Here is a 19,645-nt window from a genome sequence, read left to right on the forward strand (position 1 = left end):
ATCGTCCACGCCTGAGGTATGTCCATGCACAGACTCGCTCTGCTGCTCGCGCTCGGCCTGCTGCCACTGCTTGGCATTGCGCAGCAACGCGTGGAAGTCTGGACCTATCACCTATCGCCGCCTTTCCTCCTCAAGGATGAACAAGGCTTGTCACACGCCTTCGTCGATCTGCTCAACAACGACCCGGCCAACGCAGGTCGCTTCCGCTTCGAGCTGATCGAACTGCCACGAAAACGCATCGATGCGCGCTTGGCGAAGGGCCGGCCGGGCTTGCTGCTCTGGGCGACGCCCGAGTTTTTCACTGAAGCGCAGACGGCCAGGGCGAGCTGGTCCGAGCCGCTACTGGTCGATCGGCAAGAGTTCGTCTCATTGCCGGACACCGCGTTCGAATACGAGGGCATCGAATCCTTGCAGGGCAAAACCGTCGGCGGTGTGCTTGGGCATCGCTACGCCGGGCTCGAGGATGCGGTCGCCAATGGGTCAGTCAGGCGTCAGGACGTACGCTCCGATTTGCAAAATATCGAAAAGCTGTTGAATGGGCGCATTCACACATTGCTGATCCCCCGCTCCTCGCTGCTCCATTACCGCAAACAGCACGACCTCGGCCGGCTGCACGTCTCGGCACGGCCGCTCTATGAGTTTTCTCGGCACCTGCTCATGACCGATTCACTGAGTAGCAGCGTCAAGGAATACCTCAGCTGGTTCGTCAACGCGCTACCGAGCAATCCGGAGTGGCAAATCCTGGTTTTCCACTACGGACTGGACCCTATGGCGGTCACCGAATGAATCCAGATGAACACAAGCGAAGCTGGCGAGTCAGAACACGCGCTGACCAACGATTAATAACCAGAGAGACCAAGGCAGCAATGAAGAATGCACTGGCGATCGGATTGTTCATGCTACTGGGCGGGTGCGCCTCCCAACCGCAGCCCTGTGACGAGCCGGGCGGCTCTTGTCGATCCGAGCGATTGCTCTACCAGAATGACCTGCTCCAGGCCAAGTTCCTGATAGCCATCGGTGACGAGGATGGCTATGAACTGGCCGATGCGCTGCTCGAACGCAGCGCCGGCCTGGACGAACGCGGCGAGATCGAGTTCTACCAGGCCCTGCTCCTGATCCGGCAGGGTCCGCAGCCGACCGAAGTGCTGCAACTACTCGAGGCTGCCCGCGCCAAGGGCCATCCGCATGCTGTAGCGCTGCTCTACAAGATTTACAGCGAGCCCTACCTGATCGACGAGGCGGATGCGGCCAAAGCCGAGCGCTATCGCGAGGAGTACGCCGGGCTGGACGTTGCACAAAGCGGCTATCCCGACTTCCTAAAGGCGGTCGACTTGGTCAGCGAGCTTGTCGAGCCGCCCCCGCCAATGGCCGAGCGGCTCATGCCCTGCCCAAACCAGTGTTTCTGAGCACTAACGAGGCGTAGGCGTCTGGGTCACCTTCGGCGGTTTCTCACCGTCGAGCACGGCCTGCGCCTCCTCCTGGCTCGCATAGGGGCCGGCGATTGCGCGGCCATCCATCTCCACGACCCAACAGGTCGCCCAAGTCGGACGCCAGGCCTGCGGGACTTCATCGCCAGTCAGTTGCCGAATTTGGGTCTGCATGGTCACCTCCTGCAATTGCCAGTACGCCACCACGCGCGGTGGCCCTAAGCGTGGGACCGCAGCATTTGTCGATGTACTCGCCGAAACAGCGCGTAGTGCTTTTTACCGAACTGCCGCGCGGCGTTCGGCTCTACTGGATATCCAAAACTGCCCTCTGACACGCGCACAAACAGCACGAGGACGCACATGCCGTTCCAGACGCCCACGAGCAGGACCCTAATCTGGCTGATAGTGGCCCTGCTGGCCCTGACGGGCTGCAGCCGCATGAACCTGGCCTACCGCAACCTCGACCTGCTGATCCCCTGGACGCTGAACGATTACCTGGACATGACCGGCGACCAGCAGAAGCGCTTTCGCACGCAGCTGCGCGATCACCTCGGCTGGCACTGCCGGACCCAGCTGCCGGGCTACCTCGACACCCTGGCCCGCCTGCAGGGCCAAGTCCGCGATGGGCAGCTCGACGAAGCCGCACTGCGCGAGCACTACGCCTATGCCACCGAAGCAGTACAAGCCATCGCCAAGGAAATCACGCCGACCACGGTGCAGCTGCTCGCCGACCTTGATGACAGCCAGGTGAGCGACCTGAGCGAATCATTGGAAGAAGACCGGCGCGAACGCGAGGAAAAATACCTGGGCCCATCGGAAGCCGACCAGATCCGCGAGCGCGCCGAACGCATGCAGGAACGCGTCGAACGCTGGACCGGCACGACCGATGCGCACCAACGCCAGCGCATCCTGCAGTGGGCGCATGCGGTCGGCCCGCAAACGCGCTTGTGGTTGGAGAATCGCGCGGCATGGCAGCAAGCCCTGCGTGACGCGCTCGACCGGCGGCATGAACCTGGCTTCGGCGAGCGCATCGCACGGTTGCTGCAGGACCGCGAAGCCTACTGGACGCCAGCCTACCGCACGGCCTTCCCCGCCGCGGAAAAGGCCGCCATCGACCTGCTCGTCGACCTTTATCGTCTGACCAACGCCGAGCAGCGGCGCCACATCGACAAGCAATTGCAGGATCTGCGCAACGACCTCAGCTCGCTGGACTGCCTGCCCCCGCGCTGACCGCCGTCAGCGCCGGCGCCGCGCCAGTAACAGGCCGACCAACCCCGCGGCGATGCCACCTGCGATCAGCAGCGTGCGCTGGCGGTCCGTATCACGCCGCCAACCGCCATCGATGCGCCGCTGGCCCAACGCCGGATGAAAGAGGTTGCCCGACGAAGGCGCCACCCGATCGGCCCGGCGCAACGCCGCACCGGTCATCAAGCCGGACAGTAGGTCGAAGCCCGGCGTGAGGAAATGCGCAAAACGCAGCACCATTGCCGTCACGCCCACGGTGGTCGTATGCCGCGGATGCAGCGCCAGCTCGACCATCGCATCGGCCACCTCCCGCGGGTCGCAGAGCGGTGGCGGCGGCTGCAGGGAGCGCCCGGCATAGTTGCCGCCGTCCCGGAACCCGGGCGTATCCACCATCGAGGGATAAACGTCGCAGACGTGGATGTCTGGCCACTGCGCCAGTTCGCCGCGCAGCGCATGCGAGAACCCACGCAGGCCAAACTTGCTCGCCGAATAGGCCACCGCAAAGGGTTGCGGCACCCAGCTACCCACCGACTGCGTATTGATCAGCGTGCCCTCGCGCTGTTGCTTGAAGTACGGCAGCACCACGTGCGCGCCGCGCAGATAGCCGATCAGATCGGTCTGCACCACTTGTTCATGGGCATCGAGCGGCGTTTCGTCGAAGGCGCCCACCGCACCGACGCCCGCATTGTTGACCCAGATGTCGATGCGCCCGCCGCCGAACTCGGCCGCGGCACTGGCCAGCTGCTCGACCGAGTCGCTCAGGGTCGTGTCGGTCGGCACCGCCAACGCCTCGGCGCCCAGCGCGCGACATTCCTCGGTAGCGTCTTGCAGCGCTTGCTCGTCCCGCGCCGCCAACACTACCCGTGCGCGCTGACGTGCGAAGGCCTGCGCTGCCGCGCGGCCGATACCGCTGGAAGCGCCGGTGATGACCACCAAGGCGCCCTCGAGACTCGATCGTTTCATGCTCGCTCTCCGGTTTGCTGTCGTTCATAGCTGACCGCCCCGGCCAGGCAACATTCCCTCGTCGGGCGGGCCAGGTTCAGACCATCTGCAACGGCTGAGGACCACGCGGCGGCGGGAATGCCGCGTCCAGCTCGGCGACGTCCGAATTAGCCAGATGAAGTTCGACGGCCCTCGCATTGGCGCGAAGATGCTCGGCGCTGGATGCCTTTGGGATGACGAGCACGCCGGGTTGGCGCAGCGCCCAGGCCAGCGCCACCTGCGCCGGCTCCGCACCGAGCCGTTGCGCCACGCGAGTCATCGCTGGATGGCGCAACAGGTCGCCGCCCTGCCCCAGCGGGCAGTACGCCATGACTGGCATCCGCTGCGCCTGGCACCAAGGCAACAAGTCGAACTCGATGCCGCGCTCGGCAGGGTTGTAGAGCACCTGGTTCGTCGCACAGCAGGGCTCGCCCAGTTCCTGCATGTCGTCCAGGTCGAAATTCGAGACACCCCAGCGACGGATCTTGCCGTCGGCCTTGAGCCGCCCGAACGCCTCTACCGTTTCCGCGAGCGGGTACTGCCCTCGCCAATGCAGCAGGTAGAGATCGAGGCAATCCGTGCCGAGGCGCCGCAGGCTGCGCTCGCACGCCTGCGCGACGCCCTGGCGGCTGGCGTTGTGCGGGTACACCTTGCTGACCAGGAAAACCTGCTCGCGGCACCCGGCAATCGCCTGGCCGACGACCTCCTCGGCACCGCCCTCGGCGTACATCTCGGCCGTGTCGATCAAGGTCATGCCCAGCTCGATGCCAAGCCGCAGGGCCGCCACTTCGCGGCTGCGCGCGGCTGGATCCTCGCCCATGTGCCACGTGCCCTGGCCGATGACCGGCACCGGGGTGCCGTCGGCTAGCGTCAGGTTGCGCATCAGCAGTCTCCCCGCGGTGCATTCTGCTCGGCGACAGGTTCGGCCCAGGGGTCGTAGGTGCCGAAGGACCAGAGGTGGCCCTCCGGATCGCGGCAGGTAAAGCCACGTCCGCCGTAGTCTTCGTCCTTCAGCTCGATGACGATCTCGGCGCCGGCGGCCTTTGCCTTGGTGTAAAGCGCGTCGGCGCTGTTGACGATGACATAGGTGCTCTGGGTTGAGTAACCACCCACCTCGTCGGGCTGGCGGACCTGGCGCCCGTAGGCCGAGTCGGCGACCGGGCCGAGCATCAGCATGCTGCTACCGAACGTGAGCTGTGCATGGATCACGCCGACCTCAACATCCTCGACGACACGCTGCTGTTCGAAATCGAACACCCGGCACAGCCATTGGAGCGCCGCCGGAACGTCGCGATAGCGCAGGCAGGGGATCAGGTTGCAGGTTGTGTTCTTGCTATACAGGGACATGATTCCTCCTCTGGCTGGGCCGCGTCATCGCATCGAAAGCGCCCCACCATCTTAGTGGCCGATCCGCGCGGCTGCGTTCAACAGCGGGGCCGCGTTTTGGCCAGGAGCGACAGCCGGGCCGGCACGCACCGAGCCGGCCATCTGTAGCCAAATGCCCGGCCCAGAGCCTTCGCTGCAATACGCGTGTCACGCCCTTCACGCACAGTATGCCGACCTCGAAAAGGTGCTTCATGAGCTAGTGTCGGAGTTACAAAGCGGCAGCTGTCTAGCTTGAATCCACTCCTCTGGATCTGGAAACAAGGCCAATGAAAACCCAAGGCGTACAGCGCGCTCAGCCCCTTGCAGACGAACTGCCCTCCGGGTCGGTAACCACCTTCAGCCGTGCCATCAAGGCCGCAATGCAGCGGCAAAAAACCAACGGCGATGCGCCGTACCACCAAGCCAAGGCTGGCGACAAGGCACCTGCTTTCAAGGACTACGAACACATCGAAGCGCCGGATACCACCGGTGCGGGGATCATTCGCTACGAAACCCGCGACGGCGAAAAGGTGGCGGTGTCGCAAGCCGTCAGCCCTGAGTTGTACGAGCAACTCTGCCGCGACTACGAGAACCTCACAGCGGTCAAGGAGGCGGTTGCCGGTGACTATCGCCGTGCCGGCGCCAACGACCTGGCCCCCGGCAGCCTCAACGATTACCTGGCCATCGAACAGGTCGCGCCCGAGGTCGTGCGCTTGCGCATGACCCAGGGCGGCGACTGGATCGTGGTGGCCAAGGGCGACAACCCCGCGATGTTCGAGGACGTCATGGGCCACAAGGACATCCTCGACGGCATCCGCGCGAGCGAAAAGGACGGCTACCGCCGCGCCACCGATAACGAAGTCTGGCCGCCGGCCGGCGGGACCACCGTCGGCCCGTTGAACGAAGTCGGCCAGGACTTGATTCGCTTCGAGCATGACGGCGAGAAAGTTGTCGTCCACAAGCACGACAACCCCGAGCTGTTCGATTACCTGTCGCGCCTTCGGGCGTTGATGGAAGACCCACAGGCGCGTGACGCCGTGGAAGGTTACCTCGGCGAGGGCTATGCCCTGGCCAGACGCGAGGGTGATCCGCCCGCTTTCTTCGATTTCGCCACCTTCGCCTACACGAACGAGCTCGGCAGCACCGGCGCCATCGCCTACACCACGCAGGATGGCGAACGTGTCGTGGTTTCCAAATTCATGACGCCCGAGCTATACGCCAGGGTGGAAGCCATCGCCAAGAGCCATTTCAAGCTCAACGACCTCAACGCCGAGGGCTGGGGTTCGGCGGGTGCCACAGCGGATTTCGACGCCGGGCACATCCACGACGTCGGCTTCCCCGAGGACGGCGTGGTCACCTTCAAAGTCGAGGGGCAAGGCAAGTTCGCCGTCTCGGAACTGAGCAACAAGGCGCTCTACGACAAGGTTCTCGACGCCAAGAAGGCCACCAGCGACGATTTCACCGGTATCGATATCGGCGCCCTGGAAACCGGTAAGAAGGACAAGGACGGCAACACCCTGACGGTCGACGAACTGACCTGGCAGAACCTGCTCGACAGCTGGAAGGCCGACATCGACGCCGGCACGATCAAGCACGACGACGACCGCGCCAAACTGGTCCGCGCGCTGCAGGCCAAGGGTGCGCTGGAAGGCGGCATCGACATGACCTCGCTGGATATCAGTTCAGGTCGCTCACTGACCCACGTCGGCAAAACCGACCTCGAACACATCATCGACCGCGACAAGCTCGACGCCCGGATCGAGGAACTGCTCAAGACCGAAGCCGTCACCGAGGACCACGGCAAGGCGCGCAAGGCCGCGTTGGACGAGGTGCCGAACAAGGATGAGGTGTTCGAGCGCATCGAGCGCGACGCGATGAGCCCCGACTATGCGCGCCACCTGGCGCTGCTCAAGGCCGATAACAAGGATGACGTCGCCCAGGCCAACATCGCCAAGACCTACGCCTCGCTACACGCCATCGACCCGGAAAAGGCCGACGCCTTCCTGCAGCAGCTGCAGCTCGATACCGTCACGCTGGATCTGGCGAACATCCTCAGCGACCCCGGCTCCATCTCGCAGGAAAACCTCTCGGTCGCTGCCGCCGACACCCTCAAGACACTCTTCGCAGCCTTGAAGAAGGCCGGCGTGGACATCCCGCGGCGCACGGTCGAAAGCATCGACAAGTTCATCAACGAGCTGCTCAAGGATTCCAAGACCGCCGACGCCCTGAACAAGCTGTTGGTCGAGCTCGGCGATCGAGCCCGCAACGGCAGCCTCACCGAGAACGACCTGCGCGAGCTGGTCAAGACGAACCCCACCTACACCGCCCTGGACAAGGCCACCGACGGCGGCCTGCTCAACACCCTGGCGCAGCTGAACAAGGTCGGCATGCTGGGATCGGCCGGCGGCATGATCTCGCTTTTCTCCGGCATCTATCAGCTCACCGGCAAGGGCGGCACCCTGGCCGATACACCCGAGGAGCGCGTCTCCATCGCGCGGGATTTCGTTTCCTTCATCGGTGCGGGCCAGCATTTCACCACGCTGTTCCACAACGTCAGTGGGCGCGACTCATCGGCCGTGAAGAGCGCACTGGATACGCTCGGCCTGGACCGCAGCTTCCAGGAAATCTGGACGGGCAGCAGCACGCCGGCACCGGAGTGGGTACCGGCCGATGGCGAGACTGCCGACACGCCGCGTACCAAAGTCCAAGAGCAACTGCGCGCCATCATCGACGCCAACCCGGCGGACGCCGAGGACCTGCGCTCCCGCGCCAACCTCACCGAGGACCAGATGAAGGAGGTACTCAAGGGCTACAAGGGTGGAGCCGGCGGCTACATTTCCGGCCTGCCCGAGGCAACCCGCAATTCGCGCATCTTCACCTCGGCACTGAAGGTGCTGAACCTGATCGGCGACGGCTTTTCGGGCGTGGCGGACCTGGTAATCGGCGCGCTCAAGCTCGACAAGGCCAAGGGCGACAAGGCGCTGATCGCCGAAGCCTCGCTAACCATTGCCGCGGGCGGGCTGACCACACTCGGTGCGGGCGCGAGCCTGGGCAATGCACTCGGCCTGACACTGGCCCGCGCGCTGACCGCGCCGTTTTTCTGGGCTGGCGCCATCGTCTCGTTCGTCACCCTGGGCTTCTCGATCTATCACGACATCAAGCTCAACAATGCCCTGAAGGACAACCAGGACGCACTGGCCGACCTGTTCAAGGATTTCGATGCCGACGGCTTGCTGACCGACGACGGCGGAAAGCGCTACGAATTCCTCGACGAGTACATCGAGCAATACGGCCAGCGCGACGCACCGGACGACCAGTCGATCTTCGATTACCGAAGCGAGGAATACGCCTTCTTCGAAGAGAAGGGCCGCATCTACTGGGACGACTGGGACGGCGAGCACAAGGACTACAAGGGGGACGGTGCGAACCTCGATACTCAGCTCGACAGCTGACGCAGCATCGCCGTCGCTGCTGCCCGGTCACGGGGCGTCGCGTACGCCTCGTGCACCGCCCGACGACACGACGCGGTTCGGAATTCCGAACGCAGCCGCACCCGTCGTTCGGCCAGGCGAACCCGCCCGGCAAGGCAGCCCGACCCCCAAAACAAAATTCATGAAAATCAGCAACTTAAATTACGTTGTTTTTGCACGAGGGCTGGCACGCGTTCTGCTTTGAATCCCCCATAAGACAGACAAGAGAACGGTCGTCGCCTCGCGGTGCTTCGCCAGCCGGCGCAGCCAGCAGCAAGGCCGTCTCACCGGGCCAACGTGACCGATCCGGTCCGTAGTACGTGGCGCTCGAGCCCGATCCGTGTTCCTACCCTGAAACGGTGTACGCATGACCCCGAGCAATACTTTCGACCTCCCGCCCACTTGCGGACAGGAAACCTTCTATCGCTTCGGCCCCTTCACGCTGCTACCCAATCAACATCTGCTACTCAAGAACGGCGCGCGCATCGTGCTGGGCGGCCGCGCCCTGGACCTGCTCGTCGCCTTGACGGAGCGCGCCGGTGAGCTGGTCGAGAAAACAGAGCTCATGGCCCGCGCCTGGCCGCGGGTGATCGTCGAGGAGTGCAACCTGCGCGCGCAGATCGTGGCCCTGCGGCGCGTGCTCGTCGATGACACCGGCTTCAACTACATCGTCACCGTGCCCGGTCGCGGTTATCGCTTCGTAATGCCCGAGGATGCCAGCAGCAGCGAACCGACCACACGAGCCGAACGCAGCGGCGTACCCGCGCTGGTCAGCGAATTGGTTGGTCGACAGACGATGCTCGACACCCTCGCCAGCGACCTGCACGAACGCCGCCTGGTGACCCTCACCGGCCCCGGTGGCATTGGCAAGAGCAGCGTCGCGCTGGCGCTGCTCAATGGCGAAGCCGCCGCACGCTTCGACCAGCTTCATTACCTCGACGCCTCGCGGCTCGGCGAGCAGGACAGCCTGGCCGAGCGCATCGCCGCGCTGCTGAGCCCTGACCAGTCACTTGCCCAATCTGCCGCGAACCGTGCTGCTGGCACCCGTAGCCTCCTGCTGCTGGACAACTGCGATCATCGCCTCGATGCGGTGGCCAGCACGGCACAGATGCTGTTGCGCTGGGTGCCCGGCTGCCACCTGCTGATCACCAGCCGCGAGCCGCTGAACGTCGAAGGCGAAGTGGTCCGTCGGGTCGGGCCGCTGGCCTACCCTGACCCCGGTCAGCCGTTGAGCCTCGAACAAGCGCTCGACCACAGCGCCGTGCGCCTGCTGGTGGAGCGCATGACCGCTCACGACACTGGCTTCCTCCTGCAGGAGACCGACCTCGACCCCATGCTGCGCATCTGCCGCAAGCTCGAGGGCAACCCGCTGGCGCTGGACATCGTCGCCGCGCGGGTCCACGCCTGCGGGCTTCGCGACCTGCCGCAGCTGCTAGACCGCCCCTGTTACCTGCAGATGAAGGGCCGCCGCACGGCCGACCCTCGCCACGGCAGCCTGGCGGCCCTGCTCGACTGGTCGTACAACGCACTGCAACCGGCCGAACAGGCTTTGCTGCTCCAAGTGTCGGTGTTTCGCGCGTCCTTCACCCTGAGTGAAGTCCGGGCCGTGGTGGCGGGCGCCAACGAGCAGGACGACCTGCTCTCGCTGATCGAGCAGCTGGTAGACAAGTCACTGCTGCACATCCGCAAGCAGGCCAGCGCGCGACGCTATTGCATGAGCGAAATCACGCGCGCCTACGCCCAGCAGAAGCTCGAAGCGGCCGGCGAAGCCAAGGCCGCCAGCGCGCGCTATGCCAACCACTACATGCGCCTCTTGAAGGATGCCGGTAGCCAGCTGGCGGCTGAGACCGGACAGGTACTGGAAACCGAACTGGCCCGCCCTGGGGCCGCCCCGCGGCAGGCGGGGGAGCGAGCACGGGCGCAACCGCATCTGGATGTGTTGCGTCTGTCGGTAAGCTAGTTTTCAGCTGCGCTCGCCGTTTGCGGAACGGGCGCTAAGCAGCGCCGCAAATGGCTGATCGACCACGTTCAGCACCGACCGAATCGCCCCTCTCCCTGCTGGGAGAGGGCTGGGGTGAGGGGCGGTTTCACCCTGCTAGTACGGGTATATTGCGCGTGCCAGGCTCCGAAGCACCTCGCGAATTGCTCTGAAACGCCAACCGTCGTCCAGACATTTCGGCTTCCATGAGGAACGCTTTCCTAGATCAGCCTCGCCGCAACCAAAAGGTCCGCGACCTCCTGAAATGTCGTATCCGGCACCGGGTCGCCCACCATCGCCCGCTTGGCAATCCTAGCCCCCAACGCCGGGTTGAACGCCTGCGCAATGCCCAGCGCCGTCGCCTCCCCCAACAACGCCCCGGCCTGCCCACCCTGCACCCGGCACACCACCACCGGCACGGGTGTCTCGCCCCGCACGTAACGCACGCCCACCAACCAGCCATCGGCGCTGCCGATCATCAGCGTCGCGCGTGCGACCCCGACCTTGCGCGTACCCAGTGCCTGCATCTGCTGCCGCAGGCGCTGCCGCTCACGCTTGATCAGCGGGTCGCCGTCCAGGTCCTTGCGCTCGCGCTTGTGCTCGGAACGGGTCATGCGCATATCGCGTGCGAAGAGCCAGCGCTGCATCAGCACATCGAAACCACCGACCAGCAAAAACGCCAGCAGCACCGTGACCACCAGCGGCGTGAGGAAGGCGTAGAACGTGCCCTCGACGCAACCCGCTCCGCATAGCGAAGAAGTCAGCAGCGCCTGTAGCGCCAACCGCCCAATCACGTAAAAGGCGCTCGCCAGCGCGACGACCTTGAACAGCCCCTTGAGAAACTCCACCAGGTTGCGCATGGCGAAGATGCGCTTGAGTCCCTCGACCGGGTTTATGCGCTTGAAGTCCGGTTTGACGGGCTCTACCGAGAACAGTGCGCCGCCCATGCCGATCACATTGGTCAGCACGCTGATGCCCACCGTCACGGCCAGCAACGGCAGCGTTAGCGAGAGCACCAGGTGCTCGGCAGCATCAAGCAGCCGCGGCCAGACGCTGGCGAACGGCTCGAGGTAAATCTGCGTGGTCAGGTCGATCAGCTCGCGCAGTTGCGCTTCGGCCCGGGGTACCAGCACCACCAGGCACAACGTGCAGCCCAGCAGCGACATGGCCGAGACGATGTCCTGGCTTTTGGCGACCTGGCCTTTATCCCGGGCATCGCGCAGCTTCTTCGCTGTTGCCGGTTGGGATTTCTCCTCACTGGGTTCAGCCATCGGCGCCTGCCAGTGTCTTGAGCAGCTCGATGGTGCCGCGAAATTCGCTGAGCTGGTCGAGCATCAGCGGGATCAAGAAGCCCACGTACAGCACCATCAGCACGGCGAAGATGAGGTTCTTCACCGCCAGCGACAGGTCGAAGATGTTCAGCTGTGGCGCCATCCTGGCGAGGTAGGCGAGCATCATGTCGACCACCAACAGCGCGATGATCAGCGGCGCGACCAGCAGCACGCCGATGCGCATCACCTGATCGAGAATCGCCAGCACGGCCTCCAGGGCAGGCGCGGCGATCACCGGGGTAAAAGACGTCACCGGCCAGAAGCGGTAGCTGTGGTAGTAACCGTCGACCATCAGGATGAAGCCGCCGGACATGAAAAACAGCGTGATCAGGGTCACCGTCAGCAACGTCGACGACACACCCGATTCACCGCTCGACAGCGGGTCGAGCAGTTGCGCCATGGTCGAGCCCCGCTGCAAATCGATCAATTCGCCGGCGACCTCTGCTGCCCAAAAAGGGATGCCAAACAACAGGCCGACCGTCAGCCCGATCAGCAGCTCCTTCAACAACAGGCCGACAAGCAGCATGCCGCCCTGCTCCGGCCCGCTGCTGAGCGAAGCGAACACCGGCAGGAACATCGGTACCGAGATCGCAACCGCCACGCAGGAGCGCAACATGCCGGTCAGCCCGAGGCGGTTGAAGGCAGGTGTGATCATCACCACGCCCAGCGCGCGGGCCGCCGCGAGCGCCGCCGCCGAAATCAGTGGATAGGCCACCTCGACGATGCTGAGACCGAGGCCGGCATCCATGGGTCAGCGAGTCCAGGCGGCAAAGTTGTTCAGCACCATGTCGCCAAGCGCCACCACCTGCCCGGACAGCACCGGGCCGATGAAGATCAGCAGCAGGAGCACCCCGACGAGCTTGACCGCCTGCGGCAGCGTCTGGTCCTGCACCTGCGTCAGCGCCTGAATCAGGCCCACGCCCAGGCCGATGACAATGGCCAGGCCCAGCGCGGGCGCCGACAGCAGCAGCACGGTCATCAGCGCCTGGTTCATTACCGAGAGAAAGACGTCCTGGCCCATCGCGTCACCCGTAACTGAGGATCAGCCCGTGCATGAGCCGCGACCAGCCGCTCAACGCCACAAACAGAAAGATTTTCAGGGGAATGGAGATCAGCGTCGGCGAGACCATCATCATCCCCATCGCCATCAGCACGTTGGACACCAGCAGATCGATCACCAGAAACGGGATGTACAGCAGAAAGCCGATTTCGAACGCGCGCGTCAGTTCGGAGCTGACGAACGCGGGAATCAGTACCAGCAGGTCGTCTTCGGCCAGATCCGCTCGTGCTTCCTCGGACCAGATCGTCTCGGTCGCCTGCATGAAGAACTGCCGCTCGGATTCGTTGGCATAGCGCGACAGGTGCGCCTGCAGTGGTCCGCGCACCGCTTCACCGAGCGCCTTGAGATCATCGACCCGCTCGACACTCAGCGAGCGCCCCTCCACTGCGCGGTACATGTCGCCGATCAGCGGCGTGGTGACGTAGACCGAGAGGATCAGCGCGATGCCGTACAGCACCAGGTTGGGCGGCGTCTGCTGCACGCCCAGCGCGTTGCGGATGAGGAACAGCACCACCGAAATCTTCAGGAAGCCGGTGAGCGTCACCACCGCAAGCGGGATCAGCCCGATCGTCGCGACGACCAGGATGATCTCGATGAGGTTGGGCTGGTAGTCGGTCATGGGCGCGCGAGACTGACGATGCGCACGCCGAGGCCGTCGCCGATGCGCACCAGTTGCCCACGACCGACGCGGCAGCCGTTGACGGTCAGGTCAACCGCATCCGGCTCGCGCGCCGCCAGCGGCAACACGCTGCCTTCCCCCAGCTCACGCAATTCGGCGAGCGACAGTTGGCTGCTGCCCAGCTGGCAGACCAGCTGCAATTGCAGGTCATCCAGCGAGGCATCCGCTCCCGGGGCGACGGCGGCTTGATTGTTCATGGAGGTCTCCAGTGGCGATTGTAGGAATTCTTGGAGCTGCAGGCCGTCGGCCCTGCGCGTGCAACGCGCCTGCAGTTGAGCCTGAATGCACAGCCGCAGCGCGCCGTCGCCGAGGTGTTCGAGCATGACCACGTCACCGGCGACGAGGCTGCGCCACTCGGCGAGCGTCAACCATTGCCAGCCCGCCTCGACGCTGCGCACCAGCGGCAGGTCGTCCAAGGCCTGACGCACCGCCGTGCAGGCTTCGAACTGGGCGAGCAGGCGGCCCGCCATGGCGGCGCCCATTTGCAATTCGACAGCTTGGGTCGGCGCGTCGCCGAGCGTCACGTCGATGGGCAGCCGCAGCGACAGCGCCGGCCCGTCCGCCTCGCCGAACGCGGCCACCTCGAGCCGGCCGCCGAGCGACACTTCGAGGGGCATGAGCAATTCCAGAAGCGCCTGTTCGGCCAGCAACGCCTGGGCCAATCCGGGCGGGACGGCGGGGGGAAGGTCCAGCAATCGGGCCGGCAGACGCAGGCGTAGCGGCTCGCCATCGAGCGTCAACGTGAGGGTGACGGTGTGCTGATCCGGCTGGGCTACGCCTGGCCATCGCAGGTGCAGCGGCTCCCCGCGATACGCCAGCCCCACGCACTGGCGGCGACGGCGCAAACGGTTATGCAGATCCAGATCGCGCGCCTCGACGCCATCGCGCGGCACGTAGGGCAGCACGGCGAGGCCGGGAATGGGTTCGGCCAGCATCATTGGATGACCTCCTGAGATGACCAGGGTCGCTCGCCCTGCTCCTGCTCGTCATGGCACTCATCGAGGCGCAAACCTTCGCGTCGCATCCGGTCGACCAGGCTGTCCCAGGCCTGCACACGACGTTGGCAGCGGCGCAGCTCACGCGCCCGTTCGAGCTGATGTTCCCGGTGTTGCGAACGCACCTGGCGCGCCGTCTCGACCGCCTCCAGCGCAGCCAGGTAATGCGCATGTTGCGCGTCTACCTCCGCCTGTGCCGCCAGCCACTGGCGCACCGGCAGCGCGCTGGCCGCAGCCCGGGCATTCAACGCATCGGCGTCGCCCAGGAGCCGCTCATGCCGAGCCTGGGCATGCTCGCGCGCTTCGACGAGTGCCGCATTTGCCTTCAGGCAGGCCTGCCGCTGCAAGGCGCAAGCCGCGGCCGCCTTTTGTTCGCGATGCAGGCGCACCGCCTGCAAGCGCTGCAGGTCGCGCGGGGTCATGCCAGCACCTTGCGCATCTGGCGCAGCATGTCCTGCTGGGTACAACCCGCATTGGCCTGGCGCAAAAAGGCCTCGATCGCCGCGCGCCGGGCAATGGCTTCATCAGCCAGGAGGTCGCTGCCAGCGCTGTATTCACCGATGCGCATCAGCAGCTCCACTTCATCGAAACGCGCCAACAGCTCACGGATGCGGCTGGCCATGCGCCGATGCTCCGGGGCGGCGACTCGCTCCATCAGGCGGCTGCGGCTGTGCAGCACGTCGATGGCCGGGAAATGCTCGCGCTGCGCCAGCGCGGCGCTGAGCACGATGTGGCCATCGAGGATCGAGCGGGCCTCCTCGGCGACTGGGTCCAGGCTCGCCTCGCCTTCGGTGAGCACCGTGTACAGCGCGGTGATGCTGCCGCGCGCAGCCGGCCCGGCACGTTCCAGCAACCGTGGCAGCGCAGAGAAAAACGAAGGGGGATAGCCCCGGCGCGTCGGCGGCTCGCCCACGGCCAGGCCGATCTCGCGTTGAGCGCGAGCAAAACGCGTGAGACTGTCCATCAGCAACAGCACGTGACGACCCTTGTCGCGGTGGTATTCGGCCATGGCGGTAGCCACATAGGCCGCCTTGACCCGCTCGGTCGCCGGTCGGTCAGACGTCGCGACAACCGCCACGCTGCGCGCCCGCGCCTTGGCATCGAGCCCGAGCTCCAGCAATTCGCGCACCTCGCGGCCGCGCTCGCCAATCAGACCGATGACGATCACCTCGGCCTCGCAGCCTCTCACGATGCTTGCCAGCAACGAGGATTTGCCTACCCCCGGCTCGCCGAACAACCCGACCCGCTGGCCTCGGGCGACCGTCATCAGCCCGTCGATGGCGCGAATGCCCAGCGGCATCGCCTGGTCGATCGGTTGCCGCGCGAAGGGCGCAGGCGGCTCGGCGTGCAGCGGGTAGCGGCACAGCCCGGCCGACGGCAAGGGGCCGCCGTCCAGGCATTCGCCCAGCGGGCTGACGACTCGACCGAGCAGGGCATCGCCCACCGTCACGCTCAAACGTGCGCCGCTGGCGATAACTTCCGTGCGGCCCGAGAGCCCGTCCAGCGAACCGATCGGTGCCAGGATGGCGTACTCCCCGTCGAAGCCGACCACCTCGGCCTGCAGGCTGTGGCCACTCAGCGGATCGCGCAGGTGACACAGCTCACCGATGCTGACGCAGGCGACGCTGGCCTGGATCAGCGTGCCGCGAATGCTCAGGATGCGCCCGCGCGGTGGGCGCGGCTGGGCGTGATCCAGGCGTTGGGCCAGGCGCGGCAACAGGTCGTTCAGCACCGGGGTCATGGCTGCGGCTCCGCTGCATCTTGCGACAGCAAGGCATCACGCAGCGCCTGCAATTGCGCCTCGACACCCAGTTCGACCGCGGCGGCCGGGCTGACGAGCCGGGCCTGCCCCGCTGCCAGGGTGTGATCGGCAACAAGCGCCAGGCCAGCCAGGCCCGCTTCGTCCAGTCGCTGACGAATCCTCTCGAGCCCTGTCGGCGGAACCTCCAGGGCGAGCGCCTGGGTATCACGGAACTCGGCCAGGGCCGCGCGCGCCAGAAGGGCCAGCCGCTCATCGAGCGGGTAATCGCCCAGAACACGCCGGGTGATGTCCAGCGCGAGGTCCGCCAGCGCGGGCTCAAGGCCAGCCAAGTAGGCATCGATGTCCGCCTGGGTCCGCGCGAGCCGCTCCGCCGCGGCTTGCAGCCCTTCAGCACGGCCGGCGGCATAGCCTTCGCGGCGCGCCGCGTCCAAGGCCTCTCGGCACTGTGCCTCGACCTCGCGCATACGAGCCTGAGCGGCCTCTAGCAGCGCGAACCCATCGGTCCAGGCGTCAGCTTCTTGCTTGCGCAGAATGCGCTGGGGCGGGCGTGTGGGCAGTGTGCTCATGGCTGGCTCCGGTCAGTATCGGCGGCTGGCGATCCGGCGGGCAGCGCTTCTGTTGACGAGGCATCGACGGTCGATCGTTCAGCGGCGAGCGCCCAGGCGACCAGGCGGACGATCTGGCCGGCCTGGGCGTCGGTCGAGGCGCGAGCCGGCGCATGTAGAACCAGGCGCGCCCAGCCCTGTAGTGCCGGGTCAAGGGACTGCAGCCAGGACGCTACGCAGGCCTGGCCGTCACGGTCGATCACCCCGACCAGCGCATCGGCATCTAGCAACAGATGGGTCGCGCGGCCGACCGCCCGGTGCGCCACGGCCAGCGTAAACAGCTCGCGGCCCAGGCGTGCCTGCAGCTGGTTGACCTGATCGCGCCGAATCTCCCGCGCCAGGGTGGCGCCGTGCAGCACCGCGCCGCACCAGCGCGGCAACCGAGCCAACGCGTCGGCCGGCAGAAGCAACACCCGCAAGTCATCCTCGCCGGCACACTCGGCGGTCTGCTCCAGGTGCGACAGTTGAAAATGCGCGGCAAGCAGCCGCCCCATGCGCGCCTGAAAGCGCGGCTGAGCGGCCAGATCCAATGCCTGCTCGGCAGGCAGTGCGCCAGCGAAGCACGCGGCCAGACGCTCAGCCGGCAACCAGGCGGCGGGAGCGATGAACCGTTCGCGCAACGGCGGCGCGGCGACCGTCATTCGCTCACCTTCAAGCGGTAGACGCCACCGCCCTGGCGTTCACGCCAGAACTGCCAGCCCAGCGCGCCGGCGAGTGCGAGCACCAGCGCCAGCAATACGCCGAAGATCAACCGCGCGCGCCCCAGGTTCGCCTCCAGCACCCAGATGCCGAGAAACGAGACCATCGGCGGGCGACTGTCCCGGGCCGCGCGCCCGGCCGCCTCGACCGCGGTCACCGAAACGCCCTCGTAACTGAGGCCGGAAATGCCGTTGGCGACCAGCGTCTTGATCTGCGGGATCAGTTGATCCACCGCTGTGCTCGCTTCGTAGCGCACCAGCACCGAGGCCGACGACGGTGCGATCACGCGCTTGAGCAGGTCGTTGTCCGGCAGCACCACGTGCACCCGCGCGGACACCACACCGTCGATCTGCGAGACCGTGTGCGACAACTCCTCGCTCAGCGCGTACACCATCTGCGCGCGCTCCTGAACCGGCGAGGCCACTAGCCCGTTGTTCTTGAACACTTCACCCATGTTGGAAAAACGCTGCTGCGGAAGCCCTGCCTGATCCAGCACTGCCATGGCCTCGGCGAAGCGGTCCTTCGGTACGCTGAGGGTGATCTGCCCATCGCGCACCGAGCGCTCGGCCGGGATGCCTTCGCGCAGCAGCGTGGCCAGCATCCCGTTGGCCTCGCGTTCGCTGAGGTTGGTGTACAGCTCGGTGTCACAGGCCTGCAGCAGCAGGGCCAGGACAACGACCAGCACATAGCGCCAGGGCGACGTGCTCATCTCATTGCCCTCGCAGCAGGGTGTTGGCCGAACCGGACACCTGCGTCGCGCCGCGCACCACCATCTGGGTCTCGATGGAGTAGTCGAACATCAGGCTCAGCGAATGCATCAGCTGGTTGACCTGCGGCCCCTCAACCGTGGTGGGCGCAGGAACGCTCGCCGCCTCGGCAGGCGTCATCGGCGTGACCGGCGGCGAACCGGGCATCGAGCCCTCGACCCGTTCGGCGAAGCTGCGCGAGCGGTCGATGAAGCCATCGAGCCGGGTCATCAGGTTCTCGCCGATCTGGTTCGGGCTCGCACCATGGGGCATGCCCTGGGCCTGGCTCGCCATGTGCTCGAACAGGTTCTGCGAGGCCTGCTGAACCGCCTGCTCGCTCCCCGTCGCCGTACTGATTGCCGCACCCGCTGCGCTGGCTGTCATGCTGGGCCTCCGTTACTCGTCGTCCTCGCCGGACATGGCTTCGTTGAGGATGTTCTGCGCCATCGGCATGAGGATGAATTGACCGCCGATGGTGATGGCGCCGGCGATCATCTGCTCTTCGAACTCGGCGTCGGTGAGCTCGGTCTCGGCGTTGTCTACCGCCGCGTTGAACTCCGCCTCGGGGCTGGTGGGGGTGGTGACGCTGTTGTCGACTGGATTGACGGCCATGGACTTTCCTCCGCTTTCAGGGGGTCTGGGCTGTGCCCGGTGGGTTGCTCACTTCGCTGCTGCTGCCGCGAAACACGCGCACGCCGCGCTCGCGCGATACCGCTTGCACGGCCGTGTCAGGCGGCGGGCGGCGGCGTTCGATCCATTGCTCGACCATCGCCATGTAGGGCGGTGGGCCGGACACCAACACCAGGCCACCCTCGGCACCGCCGCGAATGGCGAGGTGGTTGCCGGCGGCACCCAGGTCATCGAGGGCCTGCTCGAGTTCGCCGACCGCGAAGCCCTCGGTGGTGAACTGACGAATCTCGACGTCTTCATCGCGGGTGATGTGCAGCACACCACCGTCGTAGAACCAGGTCAGCCCGGCGTGGGCACTCAGCGCATCGAGAAAGTCGCCCGCGCTGTCGGCACGCAGGTTGCCGGGTGCCTTGCCGCCGACCTTCTTGTCGATCACCACAGGAAGGCCGAGGTTGCGGCCGAAGGCTTCCAGCGCATCGCGCAGGCTTTGGTCGATCACGACATAGTTGTACGGTCGCTCGTACCAGCTGGGCTCAGGTGCTGCGGCGACTGGCCCGCCGACAAGCCAGGCGGCGATGGCCAATGAGGCGAACAATGGGCGCCGCGGCACTGGCCTGGCCGGGCGCGGCTTGTACAATGACCGCCCGATCCGGCCCCGGACCGCTGCTGCAG

Annotated in this window: 22 protein-coding genes; 5 read left to right on the forward strand and 17 right to left on the reverse strand. The window is 65.8% G+C overall.

The features are described from left to right. Window positions 1–24: 24 nt before the first annotated feature. A complete protein-coding gene (locus tag M1D78_RS15035) occupies window positions 25–786 on the forward strand; it encodes a substrate-binding periplasmic protein (protein WP_437420795.1) in 762 nt (253 codons plus the stop codon). Between the two features lie 80 nt (window positions 787–866). Further along, window positions 867–1,406 carry a hypothetical protein gene (locus tag M1D78_RS15040; RefSeq protein ID WP_437420796.1) on the forward strand — a complete coding sequence of 180 codons (540 nt, stop codon included), beginning with the start codon at window positions 867–869 and terminating at the stop codon, window positions 1,404–1,406. A gap of 3 nt (window positions 1,407–1,409) precedes the next feature. Here M1D78_RS15040 and M1D78_RS15045 read toward each other — a convergent pair whose 3' ends face one another. Further along, window positions 1,410–1,601 (reverse strand): hypothetical protein, encoded by a 192-nt coding sequence (locus tag M1D78_RS15045; protein WP_437420797.1) that lies wholly within the window; start codon window positions 1,599–1,601, stop codon window positions 1,410–1,412. A 186-nt stretch (window positions 1,602–1,787) separates the two neighbouring features. Here M1D78_RS15045 and M1D78_RS15050 point away from each other — a divergent pair, with 186 nt between their 5' ends. Beyond that, complete coding sequence (locus tag M1D78_RS15050; RefSeq protein ID WP_437420798.1) at window positions 1,788–2,657, forward strand: DUF6279 family lipoprotein; 870 nt, start codon at window positions 1,788–1,790, stop codon at window positions 2,655–2,657. Between the two features lie 6 nt (window positions 2,658–2,663). Here the strand turns inward: M1D78_RS15050 and M1D78_RS15055 are convergent, their stop codons facing one another. From M1D78_RS15055 to M1D78_RS15065, 3 genes are all read right to left on the reverse strand, one after another. After that, entirely contained in the window at window positions 2,664–3,635 is a 972-nt protein-coding gene (locus tag M1D78_RS15055; protein ID WP_437420799.1) for an SDR family oxidoreductase, read from the reverse strand. Window positions 3,636–3,711: 76 nt separating this feature from the next. Further along, on the reverse strand, window positions 3,712–4,536 hold the full coding sequence (locus M1D78_RS15060; RefSeq protein ID WP_437420800.1) for an aldo/keto reductase: 825 nt from the start codon (window positions 4,534–4,536) through the stop codon (window positions 3,712–3,714). Further along, complete coding sequence (locus tag M1D78_RS15065) at window positions 4,536–5,000, reverse strand: VOC family protein (RefSeq protein WP_437420801.1); 465 nt, start codon at window positions 4,998–5,000, stop codon at window positions 4,536–4,538. Before M1D78_RS15065 ends, M1D78_RS15060 begins: the two co-directional genes overlap by 1 nt. 305 nt (window positions 5,001–5,305) lie before the next feature. Between M1D78_RS15065 and M1D78_RS15070 the strand changes: the two genes are divergently transcribed. Beyond that, window positions 5,306–8,470 (forward strand): hypothetical protein, encoded by a 3,165-nt coding sequence (locus M1D78_RS15070; protein ID WP_437420802.1) that lies wholly within the window; start codon window positions 5,306–5,308, stop codon window positions 8,468–8,470. A gap of 385 nt (window positions 8,471–8,855) precedes the next feature. Next, complete coding sequence (locus M1D78_RS15075; protein ID WP_437420803.1) at window positions 8,856–10,448, forward strand: ATP-binding protein; 1,593 nt, start codon at window positions 8,856–8,858, stop codon at window positions 10,446–10,448. Window positions 10,449–10,687: 239 nt separating this feature from the next. Here M1D78_RS15075 and M1D78_RS15080 read toward each other — a convergent pair whose 3' ends face one another. From M1D78_RS15080 to M1D78_RS15140, 13 genes are read right to left on the reverse strand one after another with little or no spacing between them, the layout of a single operon-like run. Continuing rightward, the gene (locus M1D78_RS15080) at window positions 10,688–11,737 is read right to left on the reverse strand and encodes an EscU/YscU/HrcU family type III secretion system export apparatus switch protein (protein ID WP_437420804.1); all 1,050 of its coding nucleotides are present in this window, start codon (window positions 11,735–11,737) and stop codon (window positions 10,688–10,690) included. Then, on the reverse strand, window positions 11,730–12,545 hold the full coding sequence (gene sctT / locus M1D78_RS15085) for a type III secretion system export apparatus subunit SctT (RefSeq protein ID WP_437420805.1): 816 nt from the start codon (window positions 12,543–12,545) through the stop codon (window positions 11,730–11,732). The genes M1D78_RS15080 and sctT overlap by 8 nt, the downstream gene beginning before the upstream one ends. A gap of 3 nt (window positions 12,546–12,548) precedes the next feature. Next, window positions 12,549–12,818: an EscS/YscS/HrcS family type III secretion system export apparatus protein gene (locus M1D78_RS15090; protein ID WP_437420806.1), complete on the reverse strand. Its 270-nt coding sequence runs from the start codon at window positions 12,816–12,818 to the stop codon at window positions 12,549–12,551. Window positions 12,819–12,822: 4 nt separating this feature from the next. Further along, window positions 12,823–13,476 carry a type III secretion system export apparatus subunit SctR gene (sctR, locus tag M1D78_RS15095; protein ID WP_437420807.1) on the reverse strand — a complete coding sequence of 218 codons (654 nt, stop codon included), beginning with the start codon at window positions 13,474–13,476 and terminating at the stop codon, window positions 12,823–12,825. Further along, window positions 13,473–14,474 (reverse strand): FliM/FliN family flagellar motor switch protein, encoded by a 1,002-nt coding sequence (locus M1D78_RS15100; RefSeq protein WP_437420808.1) that lies wholly within the window; start codon window positions 14,472–14,474, stop codon window positions 13,473–13,475. Before M1D78_RS15100 ends, sctR begins: the two co-directional genes overlap by 4 nt. Next, a complete protein-coding gene (locus M1D78_RS15105; RefSeq protein ID WP_437420809.1) occupies window positions 14,471–14,953 on the reverse strand; it encodes a hypothetical protein in 483 nt (160 codons plus the stop codon). Before M1D78_RS15105 ends, M1D78_RS15100 begins: the two co-directional genes overlap by 4 nt. Continuing rightward, window positions 14,950–16,272 (reverse strand): FliI/YscN family ATPase, encoded by a 1,323-nt coding sequence (locus tag M1D78_RS15110; protein WP_437420810.1) that lies wholly within the window; start codon window positions 16,270–16,272, stop codon window positions 14,950–14,952. Before M1D78_RS15110 ends, M1D78_RS15105 begins: the two co-directional genes overlap by 4 nt. Continuing rightward, window positions 16,269–16,859 (reverse strand): type III secretion system stator protein SctL, encoded by a 591-nt coding sequence (gene sctL / locus M1D78_RS15115; protein WP_437420811.1) that lies wholly within the window; start codon window positions 16,857–16,859, stop codon window positions 16,269–16,271. Before sctL ends, M1D78_RS15110 begins: the two co-directional genes overlap by 4 nt. Next, the gene (locus M1D78_RS15120; protein ID WP_437420812.1) at window positions 16,856–17,539 is read right to left on the reverse strand and encodes a type III secretion protein; all 684 of its coding nucleotides are present in this window, start codon (window positions 17,537–17,539) and stop codon (window positions 16,856–16,858) included. The genes sctL and M1D78_RS15120 overlap by 4 nt, the downstream gene beginning before the upstream one ends. Then, complete coding sequence (gene sctJ / locus M1D78_RS15125; protein ID WP_437420813.1) at window positions 17,536–18,306, reverse strand: type III secretion system inner membrane ring lipoprotein SctJ; 771 nt, start codon at window positions 18,304–18,306, stop codon at window positions 17,536–17,538. Before sctJ ends, M1D78_RS15120 begins: the two co-directional genes overlap by 4 nt. Before the next feature lies 1 nt (window position 18,307). Beyond that, complete coding sequence (locus tag M1D78_RS15130) at window positions 18,308–18,727, reverse strand: hypothetical protein (protein WP_437420814.1); 420 nt, start codon at window positions 18,725–18,727, stop codon at window positions 18,308–18,310. Between the two features lie 12 nt (window positions 18,728–18,739). Further along, window positions 18,740–18,955, reverse strand: coding sequence for a hypothetical protein (locus M1D78_RS15135; protein WP_437420815.1), 216 nt, complete (start codon window positions 18,953–18,955; stop codon window positions 18,740–18,742). 16 nt (window positions 18,956–18,971) lie between these two features. Further along, complete coding sequence (locus tag M1D78_RS15140; RefSeq protein WP_437420816.1) at window positions 18,972–19,610, reverse strand: type III secretion protein; 639 nt, start codon at window positions 19,608–19,610, stop codon at window positions 18,972–18,974. Between the last annotated feature and the right edge of the window lie 35 nt (window positions 19,611–19,645).

The organism is Pseudomonas sp. SA195 (assembly GCF_054131565.1).